Genomic DNA, 25,768 nt, shown 5'->3' on the forward strand with positions numbered 1-25,768 from the left:
CTTAAACAAAGTCTGCGGACGCCTCAACGCCCATTCTGTCCACTGGTGTTGGGTCGCACCCCCCACACGAAAGGCCGCCCCCTACATGGCCAGACCTCTGCCCGCGGCAGTATCCGTCGCCGTACTCGCGCTCTCCACCGGACTGCTCACCGCTTCCCCGGCGCAGGCCGCCACCGGCAACATCACCGGGCTCGCCGGCAAGTGCCTCGACGTCGCCGGGGCCAACTCCGCCGACGGCACGCCCGTCCAGCTCTACGACTGCAACGGCACGAACGCCCAGCAGTGGACGGTCGGCACCGACGGCACCATCCGTGCCCTCGGCAAGTGCCTGGACGTGACCGGCAATTCGACCGCCGACGGCGCCAAGGTGCAGCTGTGGAGCTGTACCGGCGGCGCCAACCAGAAGTGGACCGTCACTGCCGCCCACGACATCGTCAACCCCCAGGCGAACAAGTGCCTGGACGTCACCGACAACAACTCCGCCAACGGCACCCGGACACAGATCTGGAGCTGCAGCGGCGGCGCCAACCAGAAGTGGAACGCGCCCGCGGCCGGCGACAGCACCCCCTCCGCGCCGATGGCCGTCGCGCCGTACCTCTACAACGGCTGGGGCAGCCCGCCCAACCCGGCCACCATCACCCAGGCCACCGGCGTGAAGTGGTTCACCCTCGCCTTCGTGCTCAGCAACGGCTACTGCAACCCGCAGTGGGACGGCAGCCGTCCGCTGACCGGCGGGGTCGACCAGCAGACGGTCAACACCGTGCGGGCAGGCGGCGGAGACGTGATCCCCTCCTTCGGCGGCTACAGCGGCAACAAGCTGGAGAGCTCCTGCTCCAGCGCCGGAGAACTCGCCGGCGCCTACCAGAAGGTCATCAACGCCTACGGACTGAAGGCGATCGACATCGACATCGAGGCCGACGCCTACAGCAACGCCACCGTGCAGCAGCGCACCGTGGACGCGCTGAAGACCGTCAAGGCCGGCAATCCGGGTCTGAAGGTCTACATCACCATCGGCACCGGTCAGAGCGGCCCCGACACCAGCCTCATCAACCGGGCCGCGTCCTCCGGGCTGACCGTGGACGCCTGGGCCATCATGCCGTTCGACTTCGGCGGCGCCGGGCAGAACATGGGCAATTTGACCACCCAGGCGGCCGAGGGACTCAAGACCGCGCTGAAGAACGCGTACGGCTACGGCGACGACCAGGCCTACCGCGACATGGGCATCTCGTCCATGAACGGCATCACCGACAACAACGAGACCGTCACGGTGAACGACTTCCGGACCATCCTGGCCTACGCGCAGGCGCACCACCTCGCCCGGCTCACCTTCTGGTCCGCCAACCGCGACCGGCCGTGCACCGGCGGCCCCGCCGACAGCTGCTCCGGCGTGAACCAGTCCGACTGGGACTACACCCGCGTCTTCGCCGCCTACACCGGCTGACCCCGCCATCCCCCCACCAGGAGAACCCGTGTTTCCTCGTCCACGCCGCAGACCGACGGCCGTCGCCCTGGTCGCGGCAGCGGCCGCCGCCCTGCTCACCGCCGCCCCCACGCCCCTGCTCGGCGCCGGGCCCGCGCACGCCGCCACCGCCCAGGCCGCCGCCCTGCCCACCGGCTTCGCAACCGTCATCAACGCCGCGAGCGGCAAGTGCCTGGACGCCAAGGCCGCGGCCACCGCCAACGGAACCGCCGTCCAGCAGTACGCCTGCAACGGCACCACCGCCCAGCAATGGAGCTTCACCGACGCCGGCAACGGCTACGTCCACATCGACAACCGCAACGACACCAACCAGGTCGTCGACGTCAGCGACGTGTCCGCGGCCGACAACGCGCTGGTGCACCTGTGGAGTTACGGCGGCGGCGCCAACCAGCAGTGGCAGGCCGTGGACGACGGCGGCGGCGCCTTCCACTTCGTCAACAACAACAGCGGCAAGTGCCTGGACGACCCCGGTGCCTCGACCGCCGACAGCGTGCAGTTCCAGCAGTACACCTGCAACGGCACCGCCGCCCAGCGCTTCCAGGTGGTGCCCGTGACCCAGTCGGCCACGAACCCGGACCTCGGTCCGAACGTCGTCGTCTTCGACCCGTCGATGTCGTCCTCCGCCATCCAGAGCAAGCTGGACGCCATCTTCAAGCAGCAGGAGACCAACCAGTTCGGCGCCCAGCGCTACGCGGTCCTGTTCAAGCCCGGCGCCTACAGCGCGGACGTCAATGTCGGCTTCTACACCCAGGTGCTCGGCCTCGGCCTGACCCCGGACGCGGTCTCCGTCAACGGCGCCGTGCACGCCGAGGCGGACTGGTTCCAGGGCAACGCCACGCAGAACTTCTGGCGCGGCGCCGAGAACCTCTCGGTCAACCCGGCCAACGGCAGCGACCGTTGGGCGGTCTCGCAGGCCGCGCCGTACCGCCGGATGCACCTGCGCGGCAACCTCGCCCTCGACGACGGCGGCTGGTCCTCCGGCGGCTATCTCGCCGACAGCAAGGTCGACGGACAGGTCAACTCCGGCACCCAGCAGCAGTGGCTGACCCGCAACTCCCAGCTCGGCAGCTGGACCGGGTCCAACTGGAACATGGTGTTCGTCGGCAGCCAGGGCGTCCCGGCCACCAGCTTCCCCAACCCGCCGTACACCACCGTCGCCCAGAGCCCGGTGACCCGCGAGAAGCCGTTCCTGTACGTCGACGGCTCCGGGAACTACCAGGTGTTCGTGCCGTCGGTGCGCTCCAACTCGACGGCCACCAGCTGGGCGAGCGGCAGCCCGTCGGGCGCCTCCCTGCCGCTGAGCCGGTTCTACGTCGTCAAGCCCGGCGCCACCGCCGCACAGATCAACGCGGCCCTCGCGGCAGGACAGAACCTGCTCGTCACCCCCGGCGTCTACCACCTCGACCAGACCCTGAAGGTGACCCGCCCCGACACCGTCGTCCTCGGCCTCGGGCTCGCCACCTTCGTCCCGGACAACGGCATCACCGCGATGACCGTCGCCGACGTCGACGGCGTCAAGATCGCGGGCCTGCTCTTCGACGCCGGCACCACCAGCTCGAAGACCCTGCTCGAGGTCGGGCCGGCCGGCTCCACCGCCTCCCACGCGGCCGACCCGACGTCCCTGCACGACGTCTACTTCCGCATCGGCGGCGCGGGCGTCGGCAAGGCGGCCACCAGCCTCGTCGTCAACAGCGACGACGTCATCGGCGACCACATGTGGATCTGGCGGGCCGACCACGGCAGCGGCGTCGGCTGGACCAGCAACACCGCCGACACCGGGCTCGTCGTCAACGGCGACGACGTGACGATGTACGGCCTGTTCGTGGAGCACTTCCAGAAGTACCAGGTGCTCTGGAACGGCAACGGCGGCCGCACCTACTTCTTCCAGAACGAGATGCCCTACGACGTGCCGAACCAGTCCGCCTGGACGAACGGCTCCACGCGTGGCTACGCCGCCTACAAGGTCGCCGACTCCGTCACCAGCCACGAGGCGTACGGCGTGGGCAGCTACTGCTACTTCAGCGCCAACCCCGGTGTGACGGCCGACCGCGCCTTCGAGGTGCCGGACACCCCGGGCGTCCGCTTCACCAGCCTGGTCACCGTCTCCCTCGGCGGCACCGGCACCATCGGTCATGTCATCAACAACACGGGAGGACCGTCGAACTCCTCGTCCAACGTGGCGGACCTGGTCCGCTACCCGTGAGTGAAGGGGGGCCTCCCGGACGTGTGAGGCACCGCCGCGTGGATACGCGGACTGGACGGACACCAGGGCCCGTCCGGAAGGCCACCCCTGCCATGACCAGAGAAAACCAGCTCTCTCCCGAGTCGGAGATCACCCTCCGGGTCAACGGGAAGCCCCACACGCTGCGCGTCGACCACCGGCGTGTCCTGCTGGACCTGCTCCGCGAGGACCTCGGCCTCACCGGGTCGAAGAAGGGCTGCGACCACGGCCAGTGCGGTGCCTGCACCGTGCTGGCCGACGGCCGCCGCGTCAACAGCTGCCTGCTGCTCGCGGTCGCCCTCGACGGCAGTGAGATCACCACCGTCGAGGGCCTCGGCGGGGACGGCGAGGAGCCGCACCCGCTGCAGCGGGCCTTCCTCGACCGCGACGCCTTCCAGTGCGGCTACTGCACGCCCGGGCAGATCTGCTCGGCCATCGGCATGATCGCCGAGGCAGCGGCCGGCCACCCCTCCGACGTCACCGACCCCGCGGCCCCCTCCGGCCGGCCCGTCCCGCTGGACCGGGCCGAGATCCGCGAGCGACTGAGCGGCAATCTGTGCCGCTGCGGCGCCTACCCGCGCATCGTCGAGGCGGTGGAGGACGTGATCCCGTGAACGGCTTCGGATACCTCAGGCCCGGCAGCCTCCAGGAGGCCGTCGAGGCGTACGCCGCCCACCCCGGCGCCCGCTATCTGGCCGGCGGCACCAACCTGGTCGACCTGATGAAACTCGGCGTCGAGCGCCCTGCCCTGCTCATCGACGTCGGCCGGCTGCCGCTGGGCACCATCGAGGAGCTGCCCGACGGCTCCCTGCGCGTCGGTGCCACCGTCCGCAACAGCGACCTGGCAGCCGACCCCCGCGTCCGCGACCGCTACCCCGTGCTGTCCCAGGCGCTCCTCTCGGGCGCCTCCGGGCAGCTGCGCAACGCCGCCACCACCGGCGGCAACCTGCTGCAGCGCACCCGCTGCCCCTACTTCCAGGACCTGGACAAGCCCTGCAACAAACGCGAGCCCGGCAGCGGCTGCGGCGCCCGGGAGGGCGTCCACCGCGACCACGCCGTCCTCGGGCACTCGGAGCACTGCATCGCCACCAACCCGTCCGACATGGCCGTCGCCCTCGCCGCGCTGGACGCCCAGGTCGAGCTGTACGGCACCGAGGGCGCCCGGCGCCTTCCGGCTGCCGAGTTCCACCGGCTGCCGGGCGAGCATCCCGACCGGGACACCTGGATCAGCCCCGGCGAACTGATCACCGGTGTGCTGCTCCCGGCTGCCGCCGCCGGCGTCCCGTCCGCCTACCGCAAGGCCCGGGACCGGGCGTCGTACGCCTTCGCCCTCGCCTCCGTGGCGGTCGTACTGCGGGTGGCGGACGGTGTCGTCGACCACGCGGGGATCGCCTTCGGCGGGCTCGCCCACCGACCCTGGCGGGCCCGGCACACCGAGCTGGCCCTGCTGGGCGCCCCCGCGACGCCCGAGGCCTTCGAGGGAGCCGTGGCGCTGGAACTCGCGCACGCCGAGCCGCTGCGGGACAACGCCTACAAGGTGCCCCTCGCCCGCAACCTCGCCCTGGACGTCCTGAACCGCCTCGCCCCGGCCCCGGCGGTGGCCTGAGCCGGCACGGCAGGAGCGAGCAGACCAGGAGGAACCCATGACCGCCAACTCCCCGGGCACCCCCGAAGACCCCGCACGGCCCACGACCCCCGCCACCACCGGGCCCTTCGTCGAGCCCCGACCGGGAGGGCACCCGGCGCCCGGCAGCGGCTCGCGCGCACCCGAAGAGCGCCGGGACGCGGCGAACCCGACCACCGGCACCGGGTCCTTCGGCGAGCGTCAACCGGGAGGACACTTGGGCCCCCGCAGCGGCTCGGGTGCGCCCGAAGAGCGTCGGGGCGCAGGGGACTCGGCCGCCGGCAGCACCGGGGCTTTCGGCGAGCACCGGCCCTCGGCCCCCGGTAGTGCCCTGGGCGCGCCGACAGCGTGCCGGGACGCACGGAACGCGGCCGCCGCCGGTCGGGCTGTCGGCGAGCGTCGGCCGGGAGGGCACCCGGGCCCTGGCAGCGCTTTGGGCGCGCAAGCAGAGCACCGAGGTGCAGGGGACTCCGCGGCCATCCCCATCGGCGCTTTCGGCGAGCGTCAGTCAGGCGAGCACCCGGGCTCTGGTAGCGCCCTGGGTGCACCCGCCGAACGTGCGGACGTACGGAACACAGCCCCCGCCACGCCCACCGGGGCTCTCGGTGGGCGTCGGTCAGGAGGGCAGCCGGCCCCCGGCAGTGCCCTGGGCGCGCCGACAGCGTGCCGGGACGCACGGAACGCGGCCGCCGCCGGTCGGGCTGTCGGCGAGCGTCGACCAGGAGGGCACCTGGGCCCCCGCAGCGGCTCGGGTGCGCCCGAAGAGCGTCGGGGCGCAGGGGACTCGGCCGCCGGCAGCACCGGGGCTTTCGGCGAGCACCGGCCCTCGGCCCCCGGTAGTGCCCTGGGCGCGCCGACAGCGTGCCGGGACGCACGGAACGCGGCCGCCGCCGGTCGAGCTGTCGGCGAGCGTCGGCCGGGAGGGCACCCGGGCCCTGGCAGCGCCCTGGGTGCACCCGCCGAGCGGCGGGAAGGGCGGGAGAAGGTCACCGGTGTGGCCCGCTACGCCGGTGAGTACGTCCTGCCCGGCCGGGCCCACGCCTGGCCCGTGCCCGCCGCGATCGCCCGGGGCCGGGTCACCGCCGTCGACGCCTCGGCCGCCCTCGCGCTGCCCGGTGTCCTCGCCGTCCTCACCCCCGACGACGCCCCGCGTCTCGCCGCACCCGAGGACGCCACGCTCGCCGTGCTGCAGGGCCCGCACGTGCCGCACCGGGGCTGGTGCGTGGCCCTGGCCGTCGCCGACACCCTGGAGACGGCCCGTGCGGCCGCCAGGGCGGTACGGGTCACCTACACGGCCGAACCCCACCACGCCGATCTCGATCCGGCGCACCCGGACGCCTACGAGCCCGAGGAGGCCAACGCCGGCTATCCGGGCCGTGTCGAGCACGGGGACCCGGAGGCCGCCTACGCCGCCGCCGAGGTCCGTGTCGACGTCACCTACCGGGTGCCGCCGCTGCACAATCACCCCATGGAGCCGCACACCAGCACGGCCCACTGGGACGGGGACCGGCTCACCGTGTACACCTCCAGCCAGGGCGGTACGACCGTGCGGGAGGTCCTCGCCCAGCTGTTCGAGCTGTCCGAGGACCACGTCACCGTCGTCACCGAGCACGTCGGCGGCGGCTTCGGCTCCAAGGGCACCCCGCGCCCCGACGTCGTCCTCGCCACCATGGCCGCCCGGCGCACCGGCCGGCCCGTCACCCTCGCCTACCCCCGCCGCCACCTGCCCACCACCGTCGGCCACCGCGCCCCCACCGTGCAGCGCCTCCGCCTCGGCGCGAGCGCGGACGGCCGGCTCACCGCCGTGCTGCACGAGGCGACCACCCACACCTCCCGGGTGAAGGAGTTCGTCGAACAGGCCGCGGTGCCCTCTCGCATCATGTACGCCACCCCGGCCCTGCTCAGCTCCCACCGGGTGGTCCCGCTCGACGTGCCCAGCCCGTCCTGGATGCGCGCCCCCGGCGAGGCGCCCGGCATGTACGCCCTGGAGTCGGCCGTGGACGAACTCGCCGACACACTCGGCATGGACCCGGTCGAGCTGCGCATCCGCAACGAACCCGAGCGCGAGCCGGACAGCGGCAAACCGTTCAGCAGCCGGCACCTGGTGGAGTGCCTGCGCGAGGGCGCCCGCCGCTTCGGCTGGGACGGGCGTGACCCGCGCCCGGGCAGCCGCCGCGAGGGCCCGCTGCTCATAGGCACCGGCGTGGCCGCGGCCACCTATCCGGCCGCGGCCGTCCCGGCCACCGCGACCGCCCGGGCCCTGCCCGACGGCACCTTCATCGTGCGGATCAACGCGACCGACATCGGCACCGGGGCCCGTACGGTCCTCGCCCAGATCGCCGCCGACGCCCTCGGCGCACCCCTCGACCGGGTCCGTACCGAGATCGGCCACAGCGACCTGCCGTCCGCCTGGCTGGCCGGCGGCTCCATGGGCACCGCCTCCTGGGGCTGGGCCGTGCACGAAGCCTGTACCGAGCTGACCTCCCGGCTCGCCGCGCACACCGGAGCGCTGCCCGCCGACGGCATCGAGACCCACGCCGACACCGCCGGGCAGGCCGACGCCGACAGCCCCTACTCCAGGCACGCCTTCGGGGCCCACTTCGCCGAGGTCGCCGTCGACACCGTCACCGGCGAGACCCGGGTACGGCGGCTGCTGGGGATCTTCGCCGCCGGGCGGATCCTGAACTCGCGTACCGCCCGCTCCCAGTTCACCGGCGGCATGACCATGGGCCTCGGCATGGCCCTCACCGAACACAGCACCCTGGACCGCGCGTTCGGCGACTTCACCGAGGCGGACCTCGCCTCCTACCACGTGCCCGCGCACGCCGACGTGCCCGCCATCGAGGCCGACTGGATCGCCGAGGACGACCCGCACCTCAACCCCATGGGCAGCAAGGGCATCGGCGAGATCGGCATCGTCGGCACCGCGGCCGCCATCGGCAACGCCGTGCACAACGCCACGGGCATCCGCTTCCGCGACCTGCCCCTCACCCCCGACCGGATCCTCGCCGGCCTGCTGTCCGAGGGGTGACCGTGACGGGGCCGACCTGGGAGTACGAGGGCTACCGGCCGGAGGAGGAACGCCTGCGGGAGTCGCTGTGCACCCTGGGCAACGGGTACTTCGCCACCCGCGGGGCACTGCCCGAGTGCACCGCGGACGACATCCACTACCCGGGCACCTACGTGGCCGGCTGCTACGACCGGCTCACCTCCGAGATCGCCGGACGCCGGGTCGAGAACGAGGACCTGGTCAATCTCCCCAACTGGCTGCCGCTGCGCTTCCGTCCCGCGGGCCGCGCCTGGCTCACCCCGGACTCCGACCCCGTCACCGAGCACCACCTGACCATCCATCTCGAGCCCGGCCTGCTGGAACGCCGCACCAGCTACGGCCTCGACGGCGGCGCCACACTCCACGTGCGCCAGCTGCGCCTGGTCCACCTGGCGGACCGTCACATTGCCGCGCTGCGCACGGAGTTCACCGTCGAGGGCAGAGGGACCGACCTGGAGGTCGAGGCAGCCCTCGACGGACGCGTCACCAATGCCGGCGTGGCCCGCTACCGGGACCTGGACGGCCGGCACCTCACCCAGATCCGGACCGGCCTCGCCGCACACGGCGCGATGTGGCTGCGCTGCCACACCCGCACCTCCCGCATCGAATGCGTCCTCGCGGCCCGGCTGTCCGCCGACGCGCCGGTGGCGACGGCGCACGAGGCCCTGCGCGCCGTCCAGCACGTGCGGCTGCGCCTGGCACCCGGCCGTACCGTCACCGTCGACAAGACGGTCGCCCTGCACACCTCGCACGACCCCGCCATCGGTGACCCGCTGGACGCGGCCGTCGACCGCGTCGGCGCCGCCCCCGGCTTCGACGAACTGCTGGAGACGCACGCCACGGCCTGGGAACAGCTGTGGCGGCGCACCGCGCTGGAGGTGCCCGGCGAGGCGGGCAGCATCCTGCGCCTGCACCTGTTCCACGTGCTGCAGACGCTGTCGCCGCACACGGCCGACCTCGACGCCGGCGTCCCCGCGCGCGGACTGCACGGCGAGGCCTACCGCGGCCATGTCTTCTGGGACGAACTCTTCGTCCTGCCCTACCTCAACCTGCACCTCCCCGAGGTCTCCCGCGCCCTGCTCCACTACCGCCACCGGCGCCTGGACGCCGGTTGCCGCGCGGCCCGGGAACTCGGCCGGCGCGGCGCGCTCTACCCGTGGCAGAGCGGCAGCGACGGCCGCGAGGAGGCCCAGGAACTCCACCTCAACCCCCGCTCCGGCCGCTGGCTGCCGGACCACTCCCGGCTCCAGCACCACGTCGGCTCGGCGGTGGCCTACAACATCTGGCAGTACTGCGAGGCCACCGCGGACACCGACTTCCTGCACGGCGAGGGCGCCGAGATGCTGCTGCAGATCGCCCGCTTCTGGGCGGACTCCGCCTGCTACGACGACCGCCTCGGCCGCTATCGCATCCGGGGGGTGATGGGCCCCGACGAGTACCACGACGCCTACCCCGGCGCGGCCCTGCCGGGCCTGGACGACAACGCGTACACCAACGTCACCGCCGCCTGGGTGCTCGCCCGCACCCTGGACCTGCTGAACCTCCTGCCCGAGCCGCGCCGCCGCGAACTCGGCGAGAGCATCGGCCTGGACGAGGACGAGCCCGCCCGCTGGGAGGAGGTCTCCCGCACCCTCCACATCCCTTTCCACGACGGGGTGATCAGCCAGTTCGAGGGCTACGGCGACCTCGCCGAACTCGACTGGGACGACTACCGCAAGCGGTACGACGACATCCGCCGCCTCGACCGGATCCTGGAGGCCGAGGGTGACACCGTCAACCGCTACAAGGCCTCCAAACAGGCCGACGTGCTGATGCTCGGCTACCTCTTCTCCACCGCCGAACTCAAGACCCTCTTCGACCAACTGGGCTATGGCCTGGACGAACGGACCTGGACCGCGACCGTCGACCACTACCTGCACCGCACCAGCCACGGCTCAACCCTGAGCGGCCTGGTCCACGGCTGGGTCCTCACCCGCGCCCGCCGCGCCGACGCCTGGGCCTTCGTCCAGGAGGCGCTGAGCGGCGACATCGCCGACCTGCAGGGCGGCACCACCGGCGAGGGCATCCACCTCGGCGCCATGGCCGGCACCCTCGACCTCGTCCAGCGCGGACTGACCGGCCTGGAGACCCGCAACGGCGCCCTGTGCCTGGATCCGGTCCCACTCCCCGAACTCTCCTCCTACGGCTTCGCCATCCGCTACCACGGCCACTGGGGCGTCCATCTGCACCTGCGCAGCGGCCTGCTGGAGATCGCCGTACCGGACTCCGACCGCGCCCCCATCGACGTCTGCCTGCGCGACCGGGTGGTTCCGGTGGGCCCGGGGGAGGCGGCACGGCTGGTGGTCCCGGAGTGACACCATTCAGCCGTCCGTCACCGGGTACCGGTGCACGGCCGGGAGCCCCGGCAGCACACCGGGCCACATGACGTCCAGGACGTGGGCGCTCGGCGTGAACAGCGGCCCGCCGAGCCAGGGCAGGTCCCCGACCTCGTGCCACTCCCAGCGGTGTACCAGTCGCGGCTCGGTGACCACGGGTTCGCCGGTGAAGGCGGTCACCCGGACGGCGGCCGTCACCCGGGGGATGCCGTGCACCGAGTCCATCAGGATCGCCCGCACCCGCGCACCGGCCGGGTCGGCCGTCAAGGACGTCTCCTCCTGCAGTTCGCGCACGGCCGCCGCGGCGAAGTCCTCGTCCGCGTCGTTCTTGCCGCCGGGCAACTCCCAGACTCCCCGCACCGACCAGCCCAGCAGTACCCGGCCCGCGCGGTCGGTGACGACGACTCCGGCGCCGGTCAGGGCGTGCGGAGAGGGGCGGCCCTTGCCGGCGTACCGCGGCGCGGTGGGGGAGGGGCCGCGCAGGACGAACATCGCCAGGCCGTCGGCGTCGTACCGGTCGGCCAGCGCCCAGCCGGCGCCCAGCAGACCGATCTCCTCCTCGTCCAGCGCGATGTCGCGCCGGTCGTCCGGCACCGCGTCCGCGACCGGCGTGATCACGCACAGTGCCCCGCCCGGACGCAGCCGCTCGCGCAGCCGGTTCAGCACCCGGGTGCGGTCGCCCACGAAGGCCCAGCCGAGCCGGATCGTGATCAAGTCGTAGGAGGGGTGCGGCAGTTGACTCAGGTCGTCCCGCTCGATGTCCAGGCGCCGGTACGTCACGCCCGCCTCGCCGGTGCTCCGGGCCTCCGCGAGGGCGGCCTCCGACCAGTCGACGGCGTCCACCCGATAGCCGGATCCGGCCAGATGGCGGGCGAGTTCGCCGAGCCCGCAGCCGAGGTCCAGCGCGAGCCCGCCGGCCGGCGCCGGGACGTGCTCCGCCAGCAGCCGCCGCTCACCGTCGCCGAGCTCCCGGAACCGGCCGCCGTCTGCGTAGTGCGCGTCCCACTCCGCACGCTTCACGTATGCCACCGGGCCTCCTCGGACCGCTCGTCTCCGTGGACTTCGGGATCCTCGCCCGGTGCCGGCCGTCGTACACCACCGGCGTCCGCGTATCGACGCGGACGGACGGGAAGGCCACCATGCACCGGGTAAGTGGTTGAAACGGGAAGGGGCCAGTGGGGATGAGCGCGAGCGACGCTCCCTTGCGTGTGCTGGCGGTGGACGACGAGGAGCCCGCGCTCGAGGAGCTGTTGTACCTCCTGGAGCGGGATCCCCGGGTCGGTACCGTGGTGCCCGCGGCGGGACCCACCGAGGCGCTGCGGCGGCTCGGCCGGGCCGGGGCGGACGGGCCGGACGGCGAGCACGGCATCGACGTCGTCTTCCTCGACATCAACATGCCGGGACTCGACGGCCTCGAACTCGCCCGGCTGCTGAGCGGGTTCGCCGCCCCGCCGCTGGTCGTCTTCGTCACCGCCCACGACGACTTCGCCGTCCGCGCCTTCGACCTCAAGGCTGTCGACTACCTGCTCAAGCCCCTCCGCAAGGAGCGCTTCGCCGAGGCCGTACGCCGGGTCGCCGAGCTGGTACGGGCCGGGCAGGGCCCCCGGCCGGCCGCCGCCCCCGCCGCGACCGCGCCCGAGCAGGCGCCCGCCTTCGGTGATCAGGTCCCCGTCGAACTGGGCGGGGTCACCCGGTTCGTGCCCATCGCCGACATCACCTATGTCGAGGCCCAGGGCGACTACGCGCGACTGCACACCCCGCACGGCAGCCACCTGGTGCGCGTCGCGCTGTCCACCCTGGAGGAACAGTGGCGCGCACGCGGGTTCGTGCGCATCCACCGCAGCCGGCTCGTCGCACTCGGCCGCATCGAGGAACTCCGCCTGGACGGCGGCAACGTGACCGTACGGATCGGCGACCGCGTCCTCGCCGTGAGCCGGCGCAACGCCCGGGAACTGCGGGACCTGCTGGCCAGACACGCGGCGGGCCGGGCCCGTTGAGCACGGCAAGCGGTTGCCGGGTGACGGACCTGTGGCGATTCTCGTCCGCCCGCTGTCTCGCTCCCCGCCCGCTGCGTACACTCGCCGCAGCACAAGGTGATCACCGCTGCGTCGGGGAGTGCGTCATGGGTGCGGAGTCCGTCCCTCGCAGAGAGGTGGTCACCGGACGGCCGCGCCCCGCCGGTGGTACGACCACACCCCGCCCGGCACCCTCGCCGTACCCCGGATCCGAGGTGTTACCAGAGAAGCTGATACGGCGTCAGCTGAAGGCCGCTCTCATCACCACGGCCCTCCTCGCCCTCCCGCTCGGCCTGCTCCCCGTCCTCCTGCGCATCCTGCCGCTCGCCCACGCCGCACCCCGCGTCCCCCTGGCCGTATGGCTCGTCCTGGGCGTGGCGCCGTACCCCGCCCTGCTGGCCATCGGCGTCTGGTACGTCCGCCGCGCCGAACGCAACGAGACCGACACGGCCGCCGGCGCTCCCGCGGAACACCCCTGACCATGCGCCGACCTACCGCCGGGGCCGGCCGGTGAACCAGACGTACGGCATCGTGGGCGTGACGGCCGTGATCCTCGCCACGGTCCTCGTCGGCGCGCTGGGCCTGCGCATCTCCCGCACCACCTCCGACTTCTACGTCGCCTCACGCACCGTCGCCCCCCGCCTCAACGCCTGCGCGGTCAGCGGCGAGTACCTGTCCGCCGCCTCCTTCCTCGGCGTCGCAGGACTCGTCCTCGCCCAGGGCGTCGACATGCTGTGGTTCCCCATCGGCTACACCGCGGGCTTCCTGGTCCTGCTGGCCTTCGTCGCCGCCCCGCTGCGCCGCTCCGGCGCCTACACCCTGCCCGACTTCGCCGAGGCCCGGCTGGAGTCCCGGGCGGTGCGGCGGGTCGCCGGTGTGCTGGTCGTCGGCATCGGCTGGCTGTATCTGCTGCCCCAGCTGCGCGGCGCCGGCCTCACCCTGCGGCTGCTCACCGGCGCGCCCGGCTGGCTCGGCGGTCTCGTCGTCGCCGCCGTGGTGACCGCGGCCGTCGCCGCCGGCGGAATGCGCAGCATCACCTTCGTCCAGGCCTTCCAGTACTGGCTGAAACTCACCGCCCTGCTGGTGCCCGTTGCGTTCCTGCTGCTCGCCTGGCGCGGCGACAACGCCCCGGCACCCGCCTGGGACGACCGGCCCGTCTTCCACCGTTCCACCGAGGTGCGCGTCGACCGGCCCCTCACCCTCACCGTGCGCGAGCCGGTCCGGGTCACCGCGTCCGGCACCGTCGACGGGTGCGCGGTGCACGGGGTTTCGCTGCGGCTCGGCGAGGGCCGGCACCGGATCGGCGCGCAGACCGCCCTGCGCTTCCCGGCCGGCGCCCGCGTCCCCCTGCCGGACCGGGCAGCCGACCGCGCCGTGCCCTCCAGCTGGGCCATGCCGCTGTCCTCGGACCGCGAACAGCACGGCCTGTACGCCACCTACGGGCTGATCCTCGCCACCTTCCTCGGCACCATGGGCCTGCCGCACGTCGTCGTGCGCTTCTACACCAACCCCGACGGCCGCGCCGCCCGCCGCACCACCGTGAGCGTGCTCGGCCTGCTCGGCGCGTTCTACCTCCTCATCCCCCTGTACGGCATGCTCGGCCGCCTGTACGCCCCCGACCTGCTCCTGACCGGCGACACCGACGCCGCGGTCCTCGTCCTGCCGCAGCGGCTGCTCGGCGGGGTCGGCGGTGACCTGCTCGGCGCCCTCGTCGCCGGGGGCGCCTGCGCGGCGTTCCTCTCCACGGCGTCCGGGCTGACCATGTCCGTCGCGGGCGTCCTCGCCCAGGACGTGCTGCCCACGCTCGGCGTCCGCCACTTCCGGCTCGCCACGCTGCCCGCGATCGCGGTGCCGACGGCTGCGGCTGCCGTGGTCAGCGATCTGCCCGTGGCCAACGCGGTCGGCCTCGCCTTCGCCGTCTCCGCGTCCTCGTTCGCTCCGCTGCTCGTCCTCGGCATCTGGTGGCGCGGCCTGACCCCGCCGGGCGCGATCGCCGGGCTCGTCCTCGGCGGCGGCTCGGCGCTCACCGCGGTGACGGCCACCATCGCCGGCGGCGCCCGCTCCGGCTGGCCGCACACCCTGCTGGCCTGGCCCGCGGTGTGGTCCGTCCCCCTGGGCTTCACCACGATGGTCCTGATCTCCCTGGCCACCCGCAGCCGCGTCCCACCCGGCACCGCCGCCACCATGGCCCGACTCCACCTCCCCGAGCCCCCGGTCCCCACCCGCCCCGGACCGGCGACGACCTGACCGAGGAGCCGTTGTGCAGACCAGCGCCACAGCCGGACGAGCCGGGACACCCGTCGGCCGCCCCGACGGTGCCGACCCACATGCGGGTCGCCGGGACAGAGGAGAGCAGGCGAGGCACCCGGCCCGACGAGACCGCGCCACTCCGCAACACCGGCAAGACCGCGCGGCTGCCCAGCACCGGCAAGACCGCGTGGTTGCCCAGCAGTGGCAAGGCCGCGCCGCTCGCCTACACCGCCAAGCCCCCGGCGCTGGACGGCACCGCCGATCCCCCGGCCCTGGACCGTACCGAGGAGCCCCCGGGCGGTCCAGGCACCCGGTGGCCGGCGGCGCCCCCCGGCGGTCCAGCGGCACACACCCCGTCGGCCCGAACCCGCGTCGCCCATGACCGTCCTCGGTACCGCGGCGCTCGTTCTCGCGGGGCTCGGGCTGTTCGTGCTCGGTGCTGCTCTCGGGCACGGGGCGGCGCGTCGGCAGCAGGAGCACTCGGCCGATCGCGACGGCGCGCGCGCCTTGGCCCACGGGCTGCACACCGCCGCGCTCGCCGCGGCACCCCTGCGCGCCGGGCTCACCCCGGACACCGCCCGTAAGACGGTCCGCAGGCTGCGCCCCCTGCTCGGCGCCCCCGCCCTCGCCCTCACCGACGACACCGCCGTGCTCGCCTGGGACGGCGCCGGCGAACACCACCGCGCGGAGGTGCCGGCACAGCTCGCCGACCCGCCCAGCGCCCGGACCTTCCCGCTGTCCTGCGACGACACCGGCTGCCCCGTCCGCTGGGGCGCCCTGGTGCCGCTCACCGCCGACGGCAGCGCGCCCGGCGCCCTCGTCGTGTTCGCCGCCGACGAGTCGACCGCTGTCGTCCGGGCCGGCGAGGAAGCGGCCCGCCGGCTCTCCCTGGAACTCGAGCTCGCCGGCCTGGACCGGGCCCGCACCAGCGCCCACGAGGCCGAGTTCCGGGCCCTGCGCGCCCAGATCTCCCCGCACTTCATCTACAACTCGCTCGCGAGCATCGCCTCCTTCGTCCGCACCGACCCCGAGCGTGCCCGCGAACTCCTCCAGGAATTCGCCGACTTCACCCGCTACTCCTTCCGCCGCGGCGGCGACTTCACCACCCTCGCCGAGGAGTTGCGCTCCATCGAGCAGTACCTGGAACTCGCCCGCGCCCGCTTCGGCCGCCGCCTGAAGGTCACCCTGCGCATCGCCCCCGAGGTGCTGCCCGTGACGCTGCCCTTCCTCTGCCTGCAGCCCCTCGTCGAGAACGCCCTCAAACACGGCCTGGAGGGGGCCGTGGAGCGCATCGGCGTCACGATCGTCGCCGAGGACGAGGGCACCGAGGCCCGGGTCGTCATCGAGGACGACGGCATCGGCATGGAACCGGAACGCCTGCGCGCGATCCTGCGCGGCACGGCCGGCCCCGCCACCGGCATCGGCCTGAGCAACGTCGACCGCCGGCTCCGCCAGGTCTACGGCGACGACCACGGCCTCGTCATCGAGACCGGCGTCGGGGCGGGCACGAAGATCACCCTCCGCGTCCCGAAGTTCCGCCCCGGCATCCAGGCCAGGCCCTAGGAACGGGGGTGCACGGCCCAGCCGTCCCGGCGGCGGTCCCGGACCTCGGGGAGCCGCTGGAAGCCGGCCGACGTGTAGGTGGCGACGGCGCCGACGTTGGAGCTCGGGGTACAGACGATCGCGCTCGACGAGCCCAGCTCCCGGAGTGCGGCCGCCGCGGCGACGGTGACCGCCGTGCCGTAGCCGTGACCGCGATGTGCCCGGTGCACGCCCATCGGCTCGAGCAACCCGGGCCTCCCCGGTCCGGCCGACCACACGGTCACCGCCGCCACCGCGTTGCCCTGGTCGTCGTAGGCGACCAGACACCGGGCGTCGGCGTACGGCAATCCGGCCGCCATCGTGTGCCACCGCTCGTCCGTGAACGTCGACCTGTCGAACGATGCCCGCTGTACGGCGGCACGCACGTGCGCCTGCGCCGGTCCGATCACCTCGACCCGCACGCCCGGGTCCTGCACCGGCTCCGTGAGGTCGCGGCGCAGCGGCGTCCACGGCTCGTCGGTGTTCCAGCCGTCCTCGAACAGCAGCTCGTGGATCAGTGCGCCCCTCGGCGCCTCGACGTACGCCGTCCCTTCTTCCAGTACGCCGCGCTCCGGCTCGGTCACGTCGTCCACCAGCTGCCGCGCCAGTTCCTCGTCCCGGTGAGCGTCCGGCGCGATCGTCAGCCGCAACAGGTCGTGACCGTCCAGCAGCCCGACGGCGAGAATCCGTCCGTCCCGGCTCCAGGTCCGGACCGCCTCGGCCGTGGCCTGCGCACCGAACCGCCAGAACCAGCCCAGGTCCCCCGGATGCAGTTGCATCGGCGCCCCGTCGTACTGCCACTCCGGCAGCACGCCCACGACCTCGCCCAACCCGTCGACTCCCGGCTTGCCCAGCACCATCGCCATACCCCCGATCACACACCACCGCGCCGTTGGCCCGCACCCGCATTCCGGCTTGCGCGGTCAGTCCGGCGCGGCAGCGGTCACAGGTGCCGCAGCTGACGGACCAGGGGACGACGACCAGGTCGCCGGGGCGCGCGGCGGTCGCGGCGCCCGACCGGCAGGCCGGGCGCCGCCACGGCTCGGGTCAGGCCGGCACGGCGGCCGTTCGGCCGAGATGCCGGGCGAAGAACCGGACCGCGCTGGCGGCCTCGAACCGGGGGAGCTCCTTGTGCCTGCCCGCGTTGGCGTGCAGGGTCTTCTCCTGCGAGGCGAAGGCGTCGAAGAGCGCCAGACCGGCCTCGCGCGGAATGTGCTCGTCGTCCCACTGCATGTCGTACTCGACCGGGATGGTGATCTGCTTCGCCTTCTCCGCCAGGACGTCGGGCCAGTGCTGACCGAAGACCGCGGCGGTGATCCTGGGTTCGATCGCCACCAGCGGCACGCCGATCGCGGTGCCCATGTTGATGCCGAAGTAGCCGACGGGTCCGTCGGCGCCGATTTCCGGAAGTTCCTGGAGGGCGTCCAGCGTCGCCCGCCATTCGGGTACGGCGAGCTCCGCCAGGTGGGCGTTGTAGCGGACGACGACCGGGCCTTCCGGCTCGCCCGCCGCCCTCGCCCGGAACAGCTCGGCGATCTCCTGCTCGTCGTGTGCCGTGCGCGGCCGGTCGCCGTGACCGGGTGCGTCGATGCAGGCGACGTGGAAGCCGCAGCCGCTCACCAGGAGCTGCGCACGCCCCGCCATCGCGGGATGCTTCTTGTGGTTGCCGCCGCCGTGGCCCATCAGGACCAGGGGCGCACGGTCCGCGCCGGATGCGGGCGACCACAGGACACCGGGGACCTCGCCCACGGTGAAGTCGCGTTCGATCATGCCGTTGGCGGACGACTCGGCGGTGAACTGCAGAGATTTCATGGTGTGTTGCCTTTCGGGAGTGCCCTGTTCTTGAGGCGCTCCCGGCGACACCTACGTCGATCGCCCGACCGTGACGACGAGGGGGAGCACCCATACGGATACAGCGTTCATGGGTCTCACCTCCTCGGGCGGTTTCACGGTCGACCGCAAGCTACCAGATCGATGATCAACCCGCCCAACCCTTTTTCCCGCCACCTGCACAGCCGAACACGCCCTCGGCAACCGGGTGTTCTCCGCCGTGGAATGATGGCCGGCGACACAAGGCGACGGCGGGGAGTGACGCGGCGTGCCCGAGAGGCCGGCGGAAGAGGCGTCGGACGACGCCGCGGCGGAGAGCGGTGCGGCACCCTGCCGGGTCGTCCTGTGCCGGGACTGCTGCTGCGGCAGTCCCAAGGTGACCGGGGTCGATCACGCGGCGCAGACCGCGCGTCTGCGGGCGGAGGTGCCGGTGCGCATCTCCGACTGCCTCGACGTGTGCGACCAGGCCAACGTCGTCGTCGTACAGCCGTCCGCCGCGGGCCGGGCAGCCGGCGCGCGGCCGGTCTGGCTCGGGCTCGTCAACGACCCTGACGCGACCGAGGACATCGTCGCCTGGGTGCGCGCCGGCGGCCCCGGCGTGGCACCCGTGCCGGACATCCTCGACCTGTACGCCTTCACCCCGCCGCGACGCCGCACGGATTCCCGTTCACCGGGCGGGTGATCCCGCCGGGCGTTCACCGCCGACCCACCGGTCTCGTACCGTCCCACCTGGTGGGAGAGGAAGATCACTTGGGAGGGAGGCGGTCTTGGCCGTGCGCGCGTCACGCGGTACGGTCGGTCCGATATCGATGACGGCGAAACGGAAGCCGGTGGAAATCCGGCACGGTCGCGCCACTGTATGCGGGACCCTCAGGGGCTCGTGAGTCAGACCCGTGGCCGTCGTCCTGTGCACCACCGAGATGGGACGCGAACTCCCAGAGGAGGTCCTGCCATGGCGCAGACCGTCGCCCAGCCGACAGCCACCACCCCCGTCGTTCCCGCCAAGCTGCCGCTGAAGGCGATTGCTCCCTGGGCGGTCTTCTTCGGCATCCTGATGCTGGTCCTGCTCTACTTCGTCGGCGCCGAGCAGGGCGCCACCTCCGTGTTCAACGGCACGGACGTCCACGAGTGGGTGCACGACGCCCGCCACCTTCTGGGCTTCCCCTGCCACTGACGCAGGAACACCACCGCGCCCATGAACTCCGCAACCGTACGGAACCTTCTCGTCCGGGGCATGCTCGCCGGTCTCGCGGCCGGTGTGCTCGCCCTGGTCGTGGCGTACGTCCTCGGTGAGCCGAACGTCGACAAGGCGATCAGCTTCGAGGAGGCCCACTCCCACGAGCACGAGATGGAGGTCGTCTCCCGATCCCTGCAGTCGACCGCCGGCCTCGCCACCGGTGTTCTCGTCTACGGGGTCGCCTTCGGCGGCATCGCCGCGCTCGCCTTCGGCTTCGCCCTCGGCCGCGTGGGGCGCTTCGGCCCGCGCGCCACGGCACTGCTGCTGTCGGGCTGTGCGCTGCTCGCCGTGTACGTCGTGCCGTTCCTGAAGTACCCGGCCAACCCGCCGTCGATCGGCAACCCCGACACCATCGGCAAGCGGACCACCCTGTACTTCCTGATGATGCTGCTCAGCGTCCTGCTGGCGGTCGCCGTCACCATCCTGGGCAAGCGGCTCGCCCCGCGCCTCGGCACCTGGTGGGCCACGGTTGCCGCGGTGGTCGCGTTCACCGTCCTGATCGGCCTGGCCTACCAGTTCCTGCCCGTCGTCAACGAGGTGCCCAAGGCCTTCCCGGCCACCCTGCTGTGGCGGTTCCGGCTCTCGGCACTGGCGATCCAGACCACTCTGTGGGCCGGATACGGCCTCGTCTTCGGTGAGTTGGCCGAGCGGCTGCTCAACCCCAAACCGGCGGCGGCCGCGAACCGGCGAGCGGTTCCGGCCGCGCGCTGACTCCTTCTGTACGGCACAGGGCCCGACGGAACGATCCGTCGGGCCCTGTGCCGTTCTCCCCGCCTAGTCGGTCTCCGGCGCGGCAAGGGGACGCCCCAGTCGCAGATTCCAGCGTCCGGCCCGGCCGCTGAGTTCGGTCACGGTCAGCGGCGGCACGTCGAGGCGCCAGAAGACTGCCGCGGGCATGCCGAGTGCGTCGACGACGGCCGCCCGCACCACCTCCGGCTCGACCACGGCGACCGTACGGCCCTCCCACCCCTGCGCGTCGGCAAGCCAGCGCGCGACCCGTCCGCACAGGTCCCGCACGGACTCACCCCCATGGGATGCGCATTCCGGGTCGCTGAGCCAGCGGCCCACCGCCTCCGGCTCGGCGGCCCCCACCTCTTCCAGCGTGCGCCCGCGCCAGCGACCCACGTCGAGACCCGCCAACTCCCGCACCGGCACACCGTCGAGGCCCAGCGCCGCGGCCGTCTCCCGGCAGCGCACACCGGGGGAGGAGAGGACACGGACCGCGGACGGCAGCACACCGGCCGCCGAGCGGGCCCGCGCCGCGCCGCCCTCGTCGATGGAGCCGCCGTCGTCGAAGCGGGCCTGCCGCAGCGACGCGCTCATGGCGGGGGAGACGAGAAGGACTCGGCTGGTCATGTGATCCACAAGTACCAGCATCCGCACCGCTCGCACAATCCGGGGACGGGCTCAGACGGCCAGTCCGCTGATCCGGTACTGCATCACCCGGTAGTTCTGGTCGTCGTACCACTGGCTGACGTTGATGTTGAAGTCGCTGAACGTCGACCCGGGCACGATGAAGCCGCCGTAGGGGCTGGCCACCGCGTTGCCGGACTCGTCGCCGGGGGTGGTGGGGACGATGACCGTCTGCTCCGGCGTGGTGAACAGGTTGCTGGTCGGCAACGCGAAGACCTGCGCGCGGATACCGAGCGGATCCATGTTCAGCCAGGTCAGGGCGTACCTGCCGCCCATGGCGCGGAAGCAGATCTCGCCCCAGCGGCGGCGCGCGGTGATCGTGGTCGGGTCATTGCCCCACGCCCAGGCGCCGTTCGCGTAGCCCCACGGCTCGTAGGCCGCCGGGTCGCCCAGCCGGTCCTGGCGCACCCGGTGCAGCAGGAGGTCGGAGTCGGCGTCACGGTTGAACACGGTCGACAGGACGTAGCAGTAGCCGTCGTCAGCGACCGCGTACGTCTTCTGCTGGAACTGGCCGCCGTACTGGTCGCCCGGCCACAGGCACAGATACTCCCAGCTCTCGCCGTTGTCCGTGGAGCGCCAGAAGTCCGAGTGGTCGGTCTGGTACAGGACACCTCGCATCAGGTGCATGTACATCGTGTCGCCGACGGTGAACACGTCCGACGGGATGGCGGTCGTGTTGTTCTGGTGGCCCTCCGGGACCAGGCCCCCCGCGTGCGCACCGCCCACGCTGTCGTCGATGACGAGACCGTTCGGATCGGGCTGGCGGGCGCGCAGGCCGACCGGGGCCCGCCAGTCCGAGGCGCCGACGCCGGCACCGTCGAAGGTGTCGCCGCAGACGAACAGCATCGTGCCGTCGGGGCAGGTGACGGGGATGCCGAGATCCGTCCAGGGCGCGGCGAACGGGCCCGTCTCGGCGGGGCCGGTGAGGTTTCTGACCTTGGTGCCGGTGATGGCGGTGGCCCGGGCGGTGGCGGCGGCCGCCGGTGGCGCGCCCGTGAGGGACGCGGCTGCCGCCGCCATGCCCGCACCGGCGGCGAGCACCTGGCGGCGGCTGGGGCCTCCGGCCTCGTCGGTGGGGGTGGAACGTCGTGCACCGGCCATGCTGAACTCCTCACTCCTCGAAGGGCTGTCGGTTCGCTCGCGCACGTGCAGCACCGGCGGGGCCGCGGGTACGGCTACAGCGCCACGTCACCGCACAGGTGCACCTCGACGCCCAGCTCGGCGAAGAGGGCGGCCTTGGCGCGCAGCGCCTTGTCGGCCGTCTCCGCGTCGGGGGCGTAGGCCACGTTCAGGTGGTTGGCGCGGTGGCGGGCCATGAACTGGTCGCGGCTGACGCCGTGCAGCACCGCGTGCATGATCGGCCACTGCGGGGTGGTGGCCTCGAGGCGGCGCCGGGTCTCCTCCTCCGGCAGCTCGAGCGCGGTGGCCCGGCCGAGGTCGGCATGCAGCCGGCCGTCCATTAGGAACACCCGCGACCAGACGATCTCGCCCGGCCGGGAGACCCCGCTGAGCGTGCCGCCGCCGAGCGGGAAGTACATCGGGGGCTGCCGCATGCTGTACGACTTGTGGTAGCCGCCGTTGTGGGAGGCGGGCACCGAGCCGGAGATCTCGAAGACCCACACGAACCGGCCGTCGTACTCCTCGCCCCAGCGGATGTCGTGCAGCGTGGTGGCCGGGTCGAGCCACATCGCCGTCCAGATGCGGTTGGTCACCAGGGAGTCGACGGCGACACCCTCGTCCACCTCGTTGAAGTGCGGCAGCGGCGCACCCGCGTACAGCTCTCGGTCCCCGTCACGGCTGAACACCGGCGGGCGCTGGACGTTGTTGAGCAGGCCCTCGGCGAGGTCGCTGGCCGGGACGGTGTCCTTCAGGCCCTGCTGGTACTGGATGCCGACCGCGTCGAGCCCGAAGTCGTCGGCGATGCGCAGCGCGGCTATGTACATCTTGAACTGGCTGAGCAGTTGGGCGTCGGTGAGCTCGGTCGCCTCGTCGGTACCGGTGTGGAAGGTCATGCCGGCGTGGTCGAGCCAGGCGCGGACCGCCTGCGCCTCCTCGTCGGAGACCTTGTTCATCTCGGCGACGAGGGCGCTCTGCGACAGCCGCTCCTTGTAGATGCCGAGGGGGTTGAGGAACTCGTCGTCGATGATGGCGTTGTACATGCCCATGCAGCCCTCGTCGAAGACGCCGATGATCGCCTTCTCCTCGCGCAGCTGCCGGGCCAGGGCCACGCCGAGTGCGGTCTCGGGGTCCTCGGGCAGGGGCGGCAGCGGCCGGACGTGGCTGGTGTCGTGGGTGAGGGTGCCGGTCTCCAGCCAGGTACGCAGCCCGCCGCGGGCCCAGTCGTCGGTGAAGTCGGCGCTCCACAGCACGGAGTACGCGCGCCCGGCCTTGGTGAGGCTTCCCGCGAGGTTCAACAGGCCCACCAGGCCCGGGAATTCACCGCTCCAGTTGGCGACGACGAGGATCGGTCCCCGGTGGTCGCGCAGCCCGGCCAGGACGTGGTGGCTGTACTGCCAGACACCTTCCACGACGATCAGCGGCGCGTCCTTCGGCAGGGTCTTGAACACCTCGATGCCGGCGCGCTGGCTGTCGATGAAGCCGTGCCCCTTGGCCGCGTCGAAGGGGTGTCCGCGGCGGACCTGCCATCCGAGGCCGGTCAGCGCCGCGGCGAGGTCCTTCTCCAGCTTCTCCTGGGTCGGCCAGCAGGTGACGTTGGCGGCGGGGCGCAGGTCACCGCTCGCCACGGTGTAGACGGTGTGCGGCTCGGCGGCAGCGGGCCGGCCGGGCACGGGCAGGGTGTACGTGGTCATGCGATCTCCGTTGGGTGTGCGTATGGGCCACCCCCCAGCCGCCCGACTGGGTCGAGTTGGGGGTCCAGCGCCTTTCCCGCCGACCGAGTGGGGCGAGTTGGGGTTGGGTGCCTTTCCGGTCGGCCGAGTGGGGCGAGCAGGGGCCGGCGCCCTTCCAGCCGACCGAGTCGGGTTCGGTGCCTTTCCGGCCGACCGAGTCGGGTGGTGGGTGGGCATAGGCCGGGGGTCCAGGGGGCGGAGCCCCCTGGCGGGGTTCAAGGGGCGGAGCCCCTTGCTGGACTCGGAGGGGCTCAGCGCTCCTGCAGTGGGGCAAGGGCATGCACGGTCGCCGAAGTCTCCCGGTACAGCCGCCGATAGAGCCCGTACAGCTCGTCGTACCGCCGTCGATGCTCCGCGCGCGGCGTCACCGTCTCCCGCACCGGGTTCCAGTCGTCGATACCGGCGTCCCCGACGAGCTGCGCAGCGAGCAGCGCGCCGCCGTAACTCGCGCCGATCGTGGTGGTGCGCAGCTCCTGCGGCCGGCCGGTGATGTCCGAGACGATCTGGGTCCACAGGGCGCCCTGGGTGCCGCCGCCGACGGCGACCACGCGGCGGATGTCGCCGCCCGCCTCCTCGATGACCTCGATGTTGTGGCGTACCCCGAATCCGGTGGCCTCCAGCGCGGCCCGGTACAGGTCCCCGCGGGTGTGGGACAGGGTGAGTCCGGCGATCACACCGCGGGCGTCCGGGTCCATGATCGGAGTGCGCTCGCCGGAGAAGTACGGGAGCATCAGCAGCCCGCCCGCGCCGGTCCCCGACTCGGCGGCCAGGCGGGTCAGTTCGTCGTGGTCACCGGCGGCGAACAGATCGCGCAGCCAGTTGGTGACCGCGCCCGAGGTGGCCATGCCGCCGGCCAGGTTCCGGGTGCCGGGCAGGGCGCCGACCGTGCCCCACAGCGATGGGCTGGTGAGCGGCTTCGGCACGGTGTGGATCAGGAACATGGTCGTGCCATACATGAGCATCAGGTCGCCGGTGTGCTGTGCACCCACGCTGAGGGCCTCGGCCCAGGCGTCGATGGTGCCGGTGGTGACGGGGATCCCGGCCGGCAGGCCCGTCGCCTCGGCGGCCTCGGCGGTGACGGTGCCGGCCGCCTCGCCGGACCAGCGCAGCGGCGGCAGCTCGATGCCGGGGGCCACCTCGGCGGCCCAGGGGCCGTACCACTCGCCCGCGAGCGTGTCGTACAGCGGGGTGCACTGGCTGGCCGAGTGGTGGTCCAGCACATAAGCCCCGGTGAGCTTGCGGACCAGCCAGGAGCTGGGCATGTACAGGCGGCGGGCGCGGGCGTACCGCTCGGGTTCCTCCTCGGCGACCCAGGCGATCTTCGGTCCGGCGGCCTGGGTGGTGAGCGCGGAGCCGCACCGGCGGATGATCCCGTCGGCGCCGAGCCGTTCCTCGACACGGCGGATCTGCCGGACCGAGCGGGTGTCGACGCCGTAGAGAATCGCCGGGCGCAGCGGGGTGTCGTGCTCGTCGGCGAGCAGGACGCAGGGGCCCATGCCGCTGACCCCGACGGCGAGCACGGTGGAGTCGTCCGGGCCGGTCAGCTCGCGGGCGATGTCGGCGAACTCGTGCCACCACACGGAGGCGTCCATCTCGAAGCGGCCCGGACCCGGCCTTGAGGGGGTGTGCTCCCGCACGGCCGAGCGGATCAGGGTGCCGTCGAGGCCGACGAGGACGCCCTTGCTGCTCGATGTGCCGATGTCCACACCGATGACTGCGTTGGGAGACTTGCGAGGCATGAGGTGCACGCTGGCAGAAATCGATTTCAGCGTCAAGAGGCCGCGCAGGGTCGGGCCATGTGGCCGAGAAGAGCCGTAACAAACTGAGCAATGTGCGTAATTCAG

Annotated in this window: 20 protein-coding genes and 1 riboswitch; of the genes, 13 read left to right on the forward strand and 7 right to left on the reverse strand. The window is 72.7% G+C overall.

What is annotated here, in order from left to right; translation table 11 throughout:
• Positions 1-85: 85 nt before the first annotated feature.
• The 6 genes from LMU33_RS10515 to LMU33_RS10540 all read left to right on the forward strand — a co-directional run bounded on the left by LMU33_RS10515 (position 86) and on the right by LMU33_RS10540 (position 10,728).
• Positions 86-1,441, forward strand: a complete 1,356-nt coding sequence (locus LMU33_RS10515; protein WP_228619429.1) for a lectin — start codon at positions 86-88, stop codon at positions 1,439-1,441.
• Between the two features lie 28 nt (positions 1,442-1,469).
• Entirely contained in the window at positions 1,470-3,683 is a 2,214-nt protein-coding gene (locus LMU33_RS10520; RefSeq protein ID WP_228619431.1) for an RICIN domain-containing protein, read from the forward strand.
• A gap of 92 nt (positions 3,684-3,775) precedes the next feature.
• Positions 3,776-4,315 carry a (2Fe-2S)-binding protein gene (locus tag LMU33_RS10525; RefSeq protein WP_228619432.1) on the forward strand — a complete coding sequence of 180 codons (540 nt, stop codon included), beginning with the start codon at positions 3,776-3,778 and terminating at the stop codon, positions 4,313-4,315.
• Positions 4,312-5,307: an FAD binding domain-containing protein gene (locus LMU33_RS10530; RefSeq protein ID WP_228619434.1), complete on the forward strand. Its 996-nt coding sequence runs from the start codon at positions 4,312-4,314 to the stop codon at positions 5,305-5,307. The genes LMU33_RS10525 and LMU33_RS10530 overlap by 4 nt, the downstream gene beginning before the upstream one ends.
• 964 nt (positions 5,308-6,271) lie before the next feature.
• Positions 6,272-8,356: a xanthine dehydrogenase family protein molybdopterin-binding subunit gene (locus LMU33_RS10535; protein ID WP_228619764.1), complete on the forward strand. Its 2,085-nt coding sequence runs from the start codon at positions 6,272-6,274 to the stop codon at positions 8,354-8,356.
• A 2-nt stretch (positions 8,357-8,358) separates the two neighbouring features.
• Complete coding sequence (locus LMU33_RS10540; RefSeq protein ID WP_228619436.1) at positions 8,359-10,728, forward strand: glycoside hydrolase family 65 protein; 2,370 nt, start codon at positions 8,359-8,361, stop codon at positions 10,726-10,728.
• A gap of 6 nt (positions 10,729-10,734) precedes the next feature.
• On the opposite strand, the gene LMU33_RS10545 is transcribed toward LMU33_RS10540, so the two are convergent.
• Entirely contained in the window at positions 10,735-11,778 is a 1,044-nt protein-coding gene (locus LMU33_RS10545; protein ID WP_228619438.1) for a bifunctional class I SAM-dependent methyltransferase/NUDIX hydrolase, read from the reverse strand.
• A gap of 152 nt (positions 11,779-11,930) precedes the next feature.
• Between LMU33_RS10545 and LMU33_RS10550 the strand changes: the two genes are divergently transcribed.
• The 4 genes from LMU33_RS10550 (at position 11,931) to LMU33_RS10565 (ending at position 16,577) form a co-directional block, all read left to right on the forward strand.
• Positions 11,931-12,746, forward strand: coding sequence for a LytR/AlgR family response regulator transcription factor (locus tag LMU33_RS10550; RefSeq protein ID WP_228619439.1), 816 nt, complete (start codon positions 11,931-11,933; stop codon positions 12,744-12,746).
• Positions 12,747-12,979: 233 nt separating this feature from the next.
• Complete coding sequence (locus LMU33_RS10555; protein ID WP_228619441.1) at positions 12,980-13,243, forward strand: hypothetical protein; 264 nt, start codon at positions 12,980-12,982, stop codon at positions 13,241-13,243.
• Between the two features lie 31 nt (positions 13,244-13,274).
• Positions 13,275-15,011 carry a sodium/solute symporter gene (locus LMU33_RS10560; protein WP_228619443.1) on the forward strand — a complete coding sequence of 579 codons (1,737 nt, stop codon included), beginning with the start codon at positions 13,275-13,277 and terminating at the stop codon, positions 15,009-15,011.
• Between the two features lie 381 nt (positions 15,012-15,392).
• A complete protein-coding gene (locus tag LMU33_RS10565) occupies positions 15,393-16,577 on the forward strand; it encodes a sensor histidine kinase (RefSeq protein ID WP_228619445.1) in 1,185 nt (394 codons plus the stop codon).
• On the opposite strand, the gene LMU33_RS10570 is transcribed toward LMU33_RS10565, so the two are convergent.
• Both LMU33_RS10570 and LMU33_RS10575 read right to left on the reverse strand, forming a co-directional pair.
• Complete coding sequence (locus LMU33_RS10570; RefSeq protein ID WP_228619446.1) at positions 16,574-17,461, reverse strand: GNAT family N-acetyltransferase; 888 nt, start codon at positions 17,459-17,461, stop codon at positions 16,574-16,576. The two genes, LMU33_RS10565 and LMU33_RS10570, sit on opposite strands and share 4 nt — an antisense overlap.
• A 181-nt stretch (positions 17,462-17,642) precedes the next feature.
• Positions 17,643-18,407: an alpha/beta hydrolase family protein gene (locus LMU33_RS10575; protein WP_228619448.1), complete on the reverse strand. Its 765-nt coding sequence runs from the start codon at positions 18,405-18,407 to the stop codon at positions 17,643-17,645.
• Positions 18,408-18,693: 286 nt separating this feature from the next.
• On the opposite strand from LMU33_RS10575, the gene LMU33_RS10580 reads away from it, so the two are divergent.
• From LMU33_RS10580 to LMU33_RS10590, 3 genes are all read left to right on the forward strand, one after another.
• Positions 18,694-19,107 (forward strand): (2Fe-2S) ferredoxin domain-containing protein, encoded by a 414-nt coding sequence (locus tag LMU33_RS10580; protein ID WP_228619450.1) that lies wholly within the window; start codon positions 18,694-18,696, stop codon positions 19,105-19,107.
• 96 nt (positions 19,108-19,203) lie between these two features.
• Positions 19,204-19,341: riboswitch (cobalamin riboswitch) on the forward strand.
• Positions 19,342-19,377: 36 nt separating this feature from the next.
• Complete coding sequence (locus LMU33_RS10585; RefSeq protein ID WP_191875862.1) at positions 19,378-19,599, forward strand: CbtB domain-containing protein; 222 nt, start codon at positions 19,378-19,380, stop codon at positions 19,597-19,599.
• A 21-nt stretch (positions 19,600-19,620) separates the two neighbouring features.
• The gene (locus LMU33_RS10590) at positions 19,621-20,373 is read left to right on the forward strand and encodes a CbtA family protein (RefSeq protein WP_228619451.1); all 753 of its coding nucleotides are present in this window, start codon (positions 19,621-19,623) and stop codon (positions 20,371-20,373) included.
• A gap of 63 nt (positions 20,374-20,436) precedes the next feature.
• Here LMU33_RS10590 and LMU33_RS10595 read toward each other — a convergent pair whose 3' ends face one another.
• From LMU33_RS10595 to LMU33_RS10610, 4 genes are all read right to left on the reverse strand, one after another.
• Positions 20,437-21,018, reverse strand: a complete 582-nt coding sequence (locus LMU33_RS10595; protein WP_228619453.1) for a histidine phosphatase family protein — start codon at positions 21,016-21,018, stop codon at positions 20,437-20,439.
• Between the two features lie 51 nt (positions 21,019-21,069).
• The gene (locus LMU33_RS10600; RefSeq protein WP_372477917.1) at positions 21,070-22,176 is read right to left on the reverse strand and encodes a DUF4185 domain-containing protein; all 1,107 of its coding nucleotides are present in this window, start codon (positions 22,174-22,176) and stop codon (positions 21,070-21,072) included.
• Positions 22,177-22,250: 74 nt separating this feature from the next.
• Positions 22,251-23,885, reverse strand: coding sequence for a fucose isomerase (locus LMU33_RS10605; protein ID WP_228619455.1), 1,635 nt, complete (start codon positions 23,883-23,885; stop codon positions 22,251-22,253).
• Between the two features lie 290 nt (positions 23,886-24,175).
• Positions 24,176-25,663, reverse strand: a complete 1,488-nt coding sequence (locus LMU33_RS10610) for an FGGY-family carbohydrate kinase (protein WP_228619457.1) — start codon at positions 25,661-25,663, stop codon at positions 24,176-24,178.
• Positions 25,664-25,768 lie beyond the last annotated feature (105 nt).

The sequence above is a fragment of the Streptomyces barringtoniae genome, from assembly GCF_020819595.1.
GTDB lineage: Bacteria > Actinomycetota > Actinomycetes > Streptomycetales > Streptomycetaceae > Streptomyces > Streptomyces barringtoniae.

Excerpts from the sequence above, each read along its gene's own strand:
- LMU33_RS10565 (WP_228619445.1), top strand. The coding sequence starts at position 15,393 with ATGACCGTCCTCGGTACCGCGGCGCTCGTTCTCGCGGGGCTCGGGCTG.
- LMU33_RS10590 (WP_228619451.1), top strand. The coding sequence starts at position 19,621 with ATGAACTCCGCAACCGTACGGAACCTTCTCGTCCGGGGCATGCTCGCC.
- LMU33_RS10595 (WP_228619453.1), bottom strand. The coding sequence starts at position 21,018 with ATGACCAGCCGAGTCCTTCTCGTCTCCCCCGCCATGAGCGCGTCGCTG.
- LMU33_RS10575 (WP_228619448.1), bottom strand. The coding sequence starts at position 18,407 with ATGAAATCTCTGCAGTTCACCGCCGAGTCGTCCGCCAACGGCATGATC.
- LMU33_RS10550 (WP_228619439.1), top strand. The coding sequence starts at position 11,931 with ATGAGCGCGAGCGACGCTCCCTTGCGTGTGCTGGCGGTGGACGACGAG.
- LMU33_RS10605 (WP_228619455.1), bottom strand. The coding sequence starts at position 23,885 with ATGACCACGTACACCCTGCCCGTGCCCGGCCGGCCCGCTGCCGCCGAG.
- LMU33_RS10570 (WP_228619446.1), bottom strand. The coding sequence starts at position 17,461 with ATGGCGATGGTGCTGGGCAAGCCGGGAGTCGACGGGTTGGGCGAGGTC.
- LMU33_RS10585 (WP_191875862.1), top strand. The coding sequence starts at position 19,378 with ATGGCGCAGACCGTCGCCCAGCCGACAGCCACCACCCCCGTCGTTCCC.
- LMU33_RS10610 (WP_228619457.1), bottom strand. The coding sequence starts at position 25,663 with ATGCCTCGCAAGTCTCCCAACGCAGTCATCGGTGTGGACATCGGCACA.
- LMU33_RS10600 (WP_372477917.1), bottom strand. The coding sequence starts at position 22,176 with ATGGCCGGTGCACGACGTTCCACCCCCACCGACGAGGCCGGAGGCCCC.
- LMU33_RS10515 (WP_228619429.1), top strand. The coding sequence starts at position 86 with ATGGCCAGACCTCTGCCCGCGGCAGTATCCGTCGCCGTACTCGCGCTC.
- LMU33_RS10525 (WP_228619432.1), top strand. The coding sequence starts at position 3,776 with ATGACCAGAGAAAACCAGCTCTCTCCCGAGTCGGAGATCACCCTCCGG.